Raw genomic sequence first — 9,481 nt, 5'->3', positions numbered from 1 at the left:
GGAAGACAATTATTGATAGTGTTGAGTGGATATAGATATTAGAAGATGATATGAAGAGTTCAGTGGCTGTACTACCACCGTTTTTGGTGCTGGATCAATTGTTGCAAAGTTGGTTGTTGGAAGATATTGGTAGAGGAGATCGCACTACTCAATCTTTATTATCCCCAAATTCCGCGAGAGGACAAGCTAAGTGGATAGCTAAAGCACCGGGGATAATTGCGGGTTTACCAGTTGCGGCTAGGGTGTTTAAGCTTTTAAATAATGAGGTTGATTTTATCAGTTTGACTGATGAGGGTACACCATCTGAACCGGGACAGGTGATAGCAGAAATCAATGGTTCTCTTGATACGCTGTTGATGGGGGAACGGGTGGCGTTGAATTTGGTGATGCGGTTAAGTGGAATTGCGAGTTTGACTAATATATATGTGAAAAAAATAGCTGACTTACCTGCTCAATTGGTGGATACTCGTAAAACTACTCCAGGGTTGAGGATTTTGGAGAAGTACGCTAGTGCTTTGGGTGGGGCGATGAATCACCGCATGGGTTTGGATGATGCGGTGATGATTAAGGATAATCATATTGTTGCTGCTGGAGGAATTGGGGAGGCTGTTACCCGCATTCGTTCTCATGTTCCTTATCCTCTGACTATTGAGGTGGAAACGGAAAATTTAGCTCAGGTGCGGGAAGCGTTACAGCACAAAGTTGATATTATTATGTTGGATAATATGTCTTTGTCTATGATGAGTGAAGCTGTATTATTGATTCGTGAAGAAGATAGTCGGGTGAAGATTGAGGCTTCGGGAAATGTAACTTTGGAGACTGTTCGCGCTGTGGCGGAAACTGGTGTTGATTATATTTCTACTAGTGCGCCTATTACTCAGTCTAAATGGTTGGATTTGAGTATGAGAATGGTAAACTGTCTGATAGCGTAGCGTGGCGCAAGCCATATCAGGATATCCACCGATTAAAGGATTAACAGGATGAGAAATTTACCAATTACCAATTACCAGGCTCAATTAGATGACTAGCAACTTGAGTTAATAGAGGAACTGGGAAATTCTCTCTACAGCAGTTTCTAGGATTTCTGGTTTCTGCACTAACGCAAACCGAACGTATCCTTCACCAAATTTACCAAAGCCGACTCCTGGGGAAGCTGCTACACCTGTTTGTTTAACTAATTCGGTGCAGAATTCTATGGAATTATGACTCCATTGTGGGGGTAGTTTTGCCCAAATGTACATTGTGGCTTGGGGTGTGGGAACGTTCCAACCAATACGGTGTAAGGCTTTGATGAAGGTGTCGCGGCGTTGACGAAAAGTATCAACGGCAGATTTTACACCATCTTGGGGTCCGGTGAGGGCAGCGATCGCTCCGTTCAAAATTCCCAAATATTGGTTAAAATCAACGGTGGCTTTGATTTGCTTTAAGGCTTGAATTAATTGCGGATTCCCAATTGCATAACCAATGCGGAAGCCACCCATATTATAAGACTTAGACAGGGTAAAGAATTCAATAGAGACGCTTTTTTCGGTGTCAGCTTGCAAAATTGAGGGAACAGGGGATTTTGGATTTTGGGTTTCTGCTGTGAAAACTAAATCTACGTAGGGGAAATCGTGAACAAGAACTATATTATGTTGTTGACAAAAGGCTACGGCTTCTTGAAAGAAGGATAACGGGGCGATCGCACTGGTAGGATTATGGGGATAGCTTAATACCATTAACCGCGACTGGGCTAAAATGTTGGCGGGAATATCACTTAAAACTGGTAAAAAGTTATTTTCTGGTTTTAATGGCATGGGGTAAATTTGACCACCAGCCAAGTATACTCCCCCGGCATGGGAAGGATAACCAGGATCTAATAATAAAGCAAAATCGCCGGGATTAAGCACGGCTAAAGGCAAATGGGCTGTCCCTTCTTGAGAACCAATCAGGGGTAAAACTTCTGTTTCTGGGTCAACTGGGATACCGAATTTTTGCTCGTACCACTGGGCTGCGGCTTGACGGAAATTTTGAGTACCACGAAATAATAAGTAGCCATGAGTGCTAGGATCATGGAGAGATTGGGCGATCGCTTCTATGACGTGATTCTCGGCTGGTAAATCTGAAGAACCCAAGGACAAATCAATTAATTCTCTTCCAGCAGCCAAAGCAATGGTCTTGGCTGTGTCCATATCCGCAAATACATTAGATTTTAAAGGTTGTAACCGGGTGGCAAATTGCATTTTAATTATTAGTCATTGGTCATTAGTCATGAGTGAGTGATCAGAAACTATGGAGTTTTGATCACTGACGGGTAACTAATTATTATTTAAATGCTGATCTAAAAAACTGAGTAATTTATTTTTACTAATTACTCCTTCAGTAGATTCTAATACTGTTTCTCCTCTTAGTAACCTAAGAGCGGGAAGACCTTCTACCCGATATTCCTTGACGGTGAGTGGATTAGGGTCAGCTTCTATTTTAACAATTTTTAGGCGATCGCCATAAGTTGTTGCAGCCAAGTTAATCAGTGGTGACATCAATTGACAAGGACCACACCAGGAAGCCCAAAAATAGACCAATACAGGCTGCTCGGCTTTTAATACTTCTGTTTCAAACTCAGCATCAGTGATAGTGATTACACCCTTGTTCATCATAGTCTCCATAAAGGTAGCATAAATTAATGAAGTTCGTTTACAAAATACTCTATCCCAATCTGAGAGTCAGTTGTCATGCCATTTTGGATTTTAGATTATAAAAGATTTACTATATAAATTTTTCGTCTTTAAAAATGAAGCAAAATCCCACAACTAAGATATGTGGGATTAACTGGATTAAATTATCTGTAAAAACTACAGATTATCCAATTGTTTGCGTAGAGCCTCTAATTCAGCATCAACTGGTTGAGCAGGTTTAGTTGTACTGGTTGGTTGTGCTGGAGTTGCGGTGCTGGGTTGTTCTGGGGTGAGTAGTTTTGGTTCGGGTGCAGGTGCGAGCGATGCTTTCATTGCAGCTAATTCATCATCAACATCACTACCAGATTCCAAACGTGCAAATTGGTTTTCTAAATCTGAACCTACTAATTCTGCGGTAGACTGAGCGCGAGATTCTTGAAGCAACACTTTTTCTTCCATGCGCTCAAAAGCGGACATGGCACTGCTGGTACTCATCCCACTCACCATATTTCCCAATTGTTCTTGGGCTTTGGCCGCAGTAATCCTGGCTTTGAGCATTTCTTTCTTGGTTTTGGCTTCAGAAATTTTGCTCTCTAACTGGATTAAATTCTTTTTGAGACCTTCAACTTGAACAGTTTGCTGATCTAGACTAGTTTTTAAAGCCGTAGCAGTATCAGTGTAAGTTTTCTTCCGCTCTAATGCTTGACGTGCTAGGTTTTCATCACCTTTTTGGAGGGCAAGTTGGGCGTTGCGTTGCCACTTGTTAATTTCATTTTGTCCCTCATTATACTGCTTCTCTGTACGTTTTTGGGCAGCGATCGCTTGCGCTACCCCTTGACGCAACTTCACCATGTCCTCTTGCATTTCCAAGAGGGCTTGTTCCAGCATTTTTTCTGGATCTTCGGCTTTACTGACTAAATCGTTGAGGTTAGCACCAACTACTCGTTTAAGGCGATCAAATAATCCCATAAATTTATTTTTCCTTTAGAGGTTTACGCTCTTGGTTAGATAGTTAGCTTTTCTACTATATTAATAGCTACCCATGCCAATGTAGTCTTTCCAGTCTGAATTACTATCTTTTTTTCTATTCTGAATCATGAACCTATCAATTAGCTATATTAACCAAGCAAACTTATTATTCGGGTGTTTTGGGTAAATTATGATCTGGTTGCGGATTTTCTCCTTGATTTAGCATATAAGTTTTCATTGCTGCCAGTTCTGTATCAATATCATGATCAGAATCTAAGGATGCAAATCTTTTTTCTAGATCATCACCACCCAGTGTACTAGCAACTTCTGATTGTGCTTCTATCTGTAAAACTTTTTCTTCCATTCGTTCTAATGCACCTAAACTAGATGTGGCAGAAGCACCAGTGAGCATTTCCTGAAGCCGATAAGAAGCTTCGGCCGAACGTGCGCGAGCGATATACATATCTTTTTTGGTTTTCACTTCAGCCAGTTTTAACTCTAGAGTCCGCATATCTTGTTTTAATTTGGCTACTACATCTTTTTGCTGTTGAATTTGACTGGTTAAGGTTGTAGCGGTTTCTTGGTAAAATTTGCGTTTGGTGAGGGCTTCCCGTGCGAGAGACTCATTGCCTTGCTGGAGGGCTAATTGGGCGCGACGATACCATTCCTCAGATTGGGATTCTCCTGCGGCTGCTTGGCGTTCTGTGCGCTTTTGGGTGGCGATCGCTTGAGCTACCCCTTGACGCAATTGTACCAAATTCTCCTGCATTTCCATGAAAGCTTTTTCCAGAATTTTTTCTGGATCTTCTGCATTGCTGACTAAACTATTGAAATTAGCGCGAATCACCCGCAGAATACGGTTAATAACTTCCATATTGGCTCTACCGAATGAGTATGAATTAGCCAGGCTTCGCCCCGCTTCGCTAACACGCAAAGGCGCAAAGGCGCAAAGGCGCAAAGGTAAGAGTTTTCGGAATTAAAATTAAGTAAATTTCATTCCTGAATTCAGCAATACCAAGGTTTTTTTTATTATGGCTCTTCTAACCGTCCTTTGATCCCTTTTGCTTCTAGTTCTTGCAATTTCCGCTTAATCTCATCCTTGGTTTTCAATGCACCTAAATAAATAAATTTTTGATTGGGTGATAAATAAGCATCAGGAACTACTTGCTTTGCTGCTGTTAAAGCTTTGTCGCCTTGATTATCAGCAATAATATAATAGTAGCCGTTAGTTGACAGTTTCATATCTTCTGTAAGGGGTGATGCGGTGGCTGTAGGCTTTGGTAGAGGTGTGGAAAGAGTAGAAAGAGGGGAAAGAGTGGGTAATGGAGTTATAGGAGTTATAGGAATTATGGGGGGTTGAATAGCTAGGGGAGTGGGGACGATTTGGGGAGTAGGTTTAATCTTTGGTGTTAAATCTACGATATCTTGAGGATTTCTGATTTGTCGAAATTCTTGGGTAGCTAAATTAGGATATTTGGCTATGGGAGTGATTTTGGGTTCGCTAGTTGGTTGAGAATTATTTTCTATTACTTCAGTATTTACCGCAATTGGTGATGAATTATTGTTTGGTAAGTTACTGAAATTAAATTTAGGCAAAGTTTTGGGATTTAAGACTACATAGCCTAAAGTTAAAGTTGCTAACAATAGCAATAGCATTGAACCAATTCCCATAGGGGATAGCACACTGTCACGGGATTTGGGAGAATTAGGAGTTTGAGTTTGTGGTGCTTCGGCAGTCAAACTCCGTAATAATGCTTCACTAGATTCTAAATAATCATCTGGTTGTTTAGGAGTATCGTTTGTGGTGAGGAGGGTTTGGTTTTCAACAGGTTGAATTTTGGTGAGAACTATACTACTGCTAGATTTTTCTAAGTTTGGAGGGGTGGGGGTTTCTTCTATTTCGGAAATAGCAAAGTCTTGGGGAAAATTAATTGCTTCAGTCTCTTTCGTCAACAACGGATTTTCTGGGGGAGTGGCTATGGGAGGAACTGCTGGTAGTTGAATATCTGTTAACAAGGCTGTTTTTTTATTTCTTGTGTAACTTTCTACACTGCTTAATGGTTGTTGTCTGGCGTTTTTGCGTGTCCGTCGGTATCTGGTTAATTCTTGATCTAATTGTACTTCTAAACTAGCCAGTGCTGTAGTCAGAGCAGGGTTTAAGACTGGTGTTTGTGAAGAATCTATAAGAGGATTTTGATTCATTGTTTAAGATGGAGTTAGGGTAGATGATTAAATTAATTTTCAATATAGTAGCGAAAATTGTTTGCCAGTATTCAGCTATTTTACTTAACTTACTGGTTAGAAGTATAGCTGAGAAAATGCTGCTGTTGCCTATTCCCTAACTAGTAAATTCAGGTGTACTGTATTCAATTTGCACAATTTTGACAGGCAAGACTTAGGCGTGAGCGATTTGTAGAATGCTGTCCGTCCCACAATAGTTAAAATAGTAAAACTACTAACAAAATATGTCTTTTAAGTCAATTGATCAGGTTTTAGGGAATATTCAACGTTCACCACAATGGCAAGAACAGGTATTTCCACGGTTGCTGAAGTGTTGGGTGGAAGTTGTGGGGACTGCGGTTGCTGCTCAAACTCGTCCTTTGTCAGTTCAACGTGATGTAGTGTGGGTAGCAACTTCTAGTGCTGCTTGGGCGCAAAATTTGACCTTTGGACGGAAAACAATATTGATGAAATTAAATGATAAGCTGTCCACCTCTTTGGTGGATATTCGTTTTTCGACAGCAGAGTGGAAAAATTCCTCAACGACGGGAACAGAACCAACTGTTTCGGCATCTGAACATCCTAGTTATGTGGTTGATGATTTAACTACTGAGAAGTTAGTTATATCTAGTCTTGACAATGCTTTGGGTGTTTTTGAGAATTGGGCGAAGAAGATGCAAGAGCGATCGCATCATCTCCCTTTATGTCCCCAATGTCAATGTCCCACTCCACCGGGTGAACTAGAACGCTGGGATGTTTGTTCTCTCTGCTGCACTAAGCTGTTAGGGTAGAAAATAAGCCCTGATTAAAAATATTGAACTATGATAAATCATTGAGTAAAGTAGATGCTAAGGATGAATTTTAAATCCATCTAAAGTCAGGTTTTTCCAAGATGAGCAAATCTAAAATAAAACTTTTAACCTTGATCCCCATTACGTTTCAGACAAAAACAAGTGTGTGAACACTTCAATAATCATTTACAAATATAACAAGAATCTAAAGACATCATAAAGTTTGTTTATCGCTAATAATCGCTAGAACCTATAGCCAATAATGAGTTTTCGCCTTTCATGCCTATTTTGATGAAGAAGCAAGATATATAAGTGTGATAACTAGTCCTACGGTATTGAAGATGAAGGCACATGAAACTAATTAAGCGTTTAACATCTACCTGTCGTTATTGTCGTTATTACCAACCACAGGGTCGTCGTGGTGGTATGTGTGAAAAGTTGAGCGCACCAGTTCAAGGGGTTTGGAAGGCCTGTCCTTTCGCCTTAGCAGCTTTTGCACCTGCTTGGGAAACCTTAGAAGAAGCTTGGAGTTTACCAGTAGCCAGACCTATTTTTTCGGCTGCTCAAACTCTTCCGACCGATTTGGATCATCTTACAGTAGCCTCTGTTGAAGATATCCCTACTTCCGCTGCACAAGAAGTAAAAAATCAGAGCGTACTAATTTAACTACCTATTATTACGGTCATCAATTTTCCGTCCACCTTAATAAAATTTGACTGGCAATTTGTCACTGTTTCCCATTTTGACATCTTCGGAAATCGCACCTTCCACAACAGGTGCGATTTTGGTATATTTCAAAATCTCAAACTTTGCGCCTTTGCTCCTTTGTGCCTTTGCGCGAAAGATAATTCATACAGCCATTATGCAACGGCGAATAAATTTAAGGCAACCAGGGAAAATCCCGGAAGTTAGGGGGACGCTTTTCTAAAAATGCTTGTTTTCCTTCTGCTCCTTCTTCTGTCATGTAATAAAGGAGAGTAGCGTTACCGGAGAGTTCTTGTAAACCAGCTTGTCCGTCACAGTCGGCGTTAAATGCTGATTTGAGACAACGAATGGCAATGGGACTTTTTTCTAAGACTTCTTGCGCCCATTTTATGCCTTCTGTTTCTAGTTGTTCTATGGGGACGACTGTATTAACTAAGCCCATTTCTAAGGCTGCTTGGGCGTTATATTGACGGCAGAGAAACCAGATTTCTCGCGCTTTTTTTTGCCCTACTATCCGTGCTAAATAACTTGCACCAAAACCACCGTCAAAACTGCCTACTTTGGGGCCTGTTTGCCCAAAAATGGCGTTATCAGCAGCAATGGTTAAGTCACAAATTAAATGAAGAACATGACCTCCGCCAATAGCATAACCCGCGACTAGGGCAATTACGACTTTCGGCATGGAACGAATGAGGCGTTGTAAGTCGAGGACGTTTAAACGGGGGATTCCAGCATCATCTACATATCCTGCTTGTCCCCGCACACTTTGATCTCCACCTGAACAAAAGGCGTATTTACCGTCTGTGTGGGGTCCTGCACCAGTAAATAAAACTACGCCAATGGTGGTATCTTCTTTGGCATCCCAAAAGGCTTCGTATAGTTCAAATACGGTTTTGGGACGGAATGCGTTCCGTTTGTGGGGACGGTTGATGGTGATTTTGGCGATACCGTCGGTTTTTTGGTAGATGATGTCTTCGTAGGTTTTGACGGTTTTCCAGTCGGTTTCTATCATGGATAATCTGCGATGCTGTGCTTGAGAATTTTATCTGTTTAACACTATCTACCCCTTAATGCAATAGATAATTGTCGTAGTCTTTCACTAACTTCTAAATTAGATTCTTGTGATTTTAAATTATTCGGTATTTCTGCCAATAAAAGTGGATTTCCTTGTAACCATTCATTCATCGCTACCCCTGTCTAATGAAATCTTTGCTGGGCAATATTTTCAGGCTTTTATTTCTCTAAATTTTTAATTCCTAAATTTGTTTTAATATCTGCAAAATGTGGGGTAGATGTCAGAATTTGTGTCATAATCAATCCTAAACGCATTCTGAGTACAGGGTGAGTCTAATGATAAGCACGATTATAGACAAGCGTTATCACATTATTCAAAATCTGGGACAAGGTGGATTTGGGACTACCTTTTTAGCGAAAGACACCAAACGACCAGGAAATCCTCTTTGTGTTGTTAAGCAGTTTACACCAGCCAGTACAGATCCAGCTACTTTAACAATACTTAAAAGGCTTTTTGACCAAGAAGCAGTAACCCTAGAAATGTTAGGCAAGCATGACCAAATTCCCCAACTTTTAGCCCACATAGAAGAATATCAGAAATTTTATATAGTTCAAGAATATATCGAAGGTAATGATTTGAGTGATGAATTAATATCAGGTCAAAAAATGAGTGAATCTGATGTTATTCAACTCCTAATAGAAATTTTAGAAGCATTAGAATTTGTTCATAAATACAAAGTTATTCACCGAGATATTAAACCGGATAATATCCGTCGTCGTCATTTAGATAATACAATTTTCCTGATTGATTTTGGTGCAGTTAAAGAAGTTCGTACACAGCTAGTTAATAAACAGGGACAAATTACTTCTACTGTAATTATTGGGACTCCTGGTTATATGCCACTTGAACAACAAAGAGGTAAACCACAATTGAGTAGTGATATTTATGCAGTGGGAATAATTGCTATTCAAGCGCTCACTGGTTTATTACCTGATAAATTAGAAAAAGATATAAAGACGGGGGAAATTATTTGGCGTAAATATGCAAATGTTAGTCCCAAACTAGCCACAGTTTTAGATAAAATGGTAAGTTATGATTTTCGTAACCGTTACCCTACAGCAAAGGAC

Annotated in this window: 11 protein-coding genes; 4 read left to right on the top strand and 7 right to left on the bottom strand. The window is 40.2% G+C overall.

The annotated features are described in order from the left end of the window. Nucleotides 1-50: 50 nt before the first annotated feature. Nucleotides 51-932 (top strand): carboxylating nicotinate-nucleotide diphosphorylase, encoded by an 882-nt coding sequence (nadC, locus tag FJR08_RS21985; protein ID WP_015081569.1) that lies wholly within the window; start codon nucleotides 51-53, stop codon nucleotides 930-932. A gap of 105 nt (nucleotides 933-1,037) precedes the next feature. Here nadC and FJR08_RS21980 read toward each other — a convergent pair whose 3' ends face one another. The 5 genes from FJR08_RS21980 to FJR08_RS21960 all read right to left on the bottom strand — a co-directional run bounded on the left by FJR08_RS21980 (nucleotide 1,038) and on the right by FJR08_RS21960 (nucleotide 5,825). Next, a complete protein-coding gene (locus FJR08_RS21980) occupies nucleotides 1,038-2,222 on the bottom strand; it encodes an LL-diaminopimelate aminotransferase (protein ID WP_174783209.1) in 1,185 nt (394 codons plus the stop codon). A gap of 75 nt (nucleotides 2,223-2,297) precedes the next feature. Then, a complete protein-coding gene (locus tag FJR08_RS21975) occupies nucleotides 2,298-2,633 on the bottom strand; it encodes a co-chaperone YbbN (RefSeq protein WP_148766937.1) in 336 nt (111 codons plus the stop codon). 198 nt (nucleotides 2,634-2,831) lie between these two features. Beyond that, complete coding sequence (locus FJR08_RS21970; protein WP_015081576.1) at nucleotides 2,832-3,623, bottom strand: PspA/IM30 family protein; 792 nt, start codon at nucleotides 3,621-3,623, stop codon at nucleotides 2,832-2,834. A 166-nt stretch (nucleotides 3,624-3,789) separates the two neighbouring features. Then, nucleotides 3,790-4,497, bottom strand: a complete 708-nt coding sequence (locus tag FJR08_RS21965; protein WP_148762974.1) for a PspA/IM30 family protein — start codon at nucleotides 4,495-4,497, stop codon at nucleotides 3,790-3,792. Between the two features lie 155 nt (nucleotides 4,498-4,652). Further along, complete coding sequence (locus tag FJR08_RS21960; protein ID WP_168634581.1) at nucleotides 4,653-5,825, bottom strand: hypothetical protein; 1,173 nt, start codon at nucleotides 5,823-5,825, stop codon at nucleotides 4,653-4,655. A gap of 263 nt (nucleotides 5,826-6,088) precedes the next feature. Between FJR08_RS21960 and FJR08_RS21955 the strand changes: the two genes are divergently transcribed. Then, nucleotides 6,089-6,634, top strand: a complete 546-nt coding sequence (locus FJR08_RS21955; protein WP_148762978.1) for a DUF721 domain-containing protein — start codon at nucleotides 6,089-6,091, stop codon at nucleotides 6,632-6,634. Between the two features lie 351 nt (nucleotides 6,635-6,985). Continuing rightward, on the top strand, nucleotides 6,986-7,300 hold the full coding sequence (locus FJR08_RS21950; RefSeq protein ID WP_015081580.1) for a hypothetical protein: 315 nt from the start codon (nucleotides 6,986-6,988) through the stop codon (nucleotides 7,298-7,300). A gap of 214 nt (nucleotides 7,301-7,514) precedes the next feature. Here FJR08_RS21950 and menB read toward each other — a convergent pair whose 3' ends face one another. Both menB and FJR08_RS24105 read right to left on the bottom strand, forming a co-directional pair. Further along, entirely contained in the window at nucleotides 7,515-8,351 is an 837-nt protein-coding gene (gene menB / locus FJR08_RS21945; protein WP_015081581.1) for a 1,4-dihydroxy-2-naphthoyl-CoA synthase, read from the bottom strand. 44 nt (nucleotides 8,352-8,395) lie between these two features. After that, the gene (locus FJR08_RS24105; protein WP_015081582.1) at nucleotides 8,396-8,524 is read right to left on the bottom strand and encodes a hypothetical protein; all 129 of its coding nucleotides are present in this window, start codon (nucleotides 8,522-8,524) and stop codon (nucleotides 8,396-8,398) included. Nucleotides 8,525-8,689: 165 nt separating this feature from the next. On the opposite strand from FJR08_RS24105, the gene FJR08_RS21940 reads away from it, so the two are divergent. Next, on the top strand, nucleotides 8,690-9,481 hold a 792-nt coding region (locus FJR08_RS21940), incomplete at its 3' end, for a serine/threonine-protein kinase (protein ID WP_168634580.1).

The sequence above is a fragment of the Dolichospermum sp. UHCC 0260 genome, assembly GCF_009711985.1.
In the GTDB taxonomy this organism is placed as follows: domain Bacteria; phylum Cyanobacteriota; class Cyanobacteriia; order Cyanobacteriales; family Nostocaceae; genus Dolichospermum; species Dolichospermum lemmermannii.
This window is presented reverse-complemented; position numbering and strand designations above follow the sequence as displayed.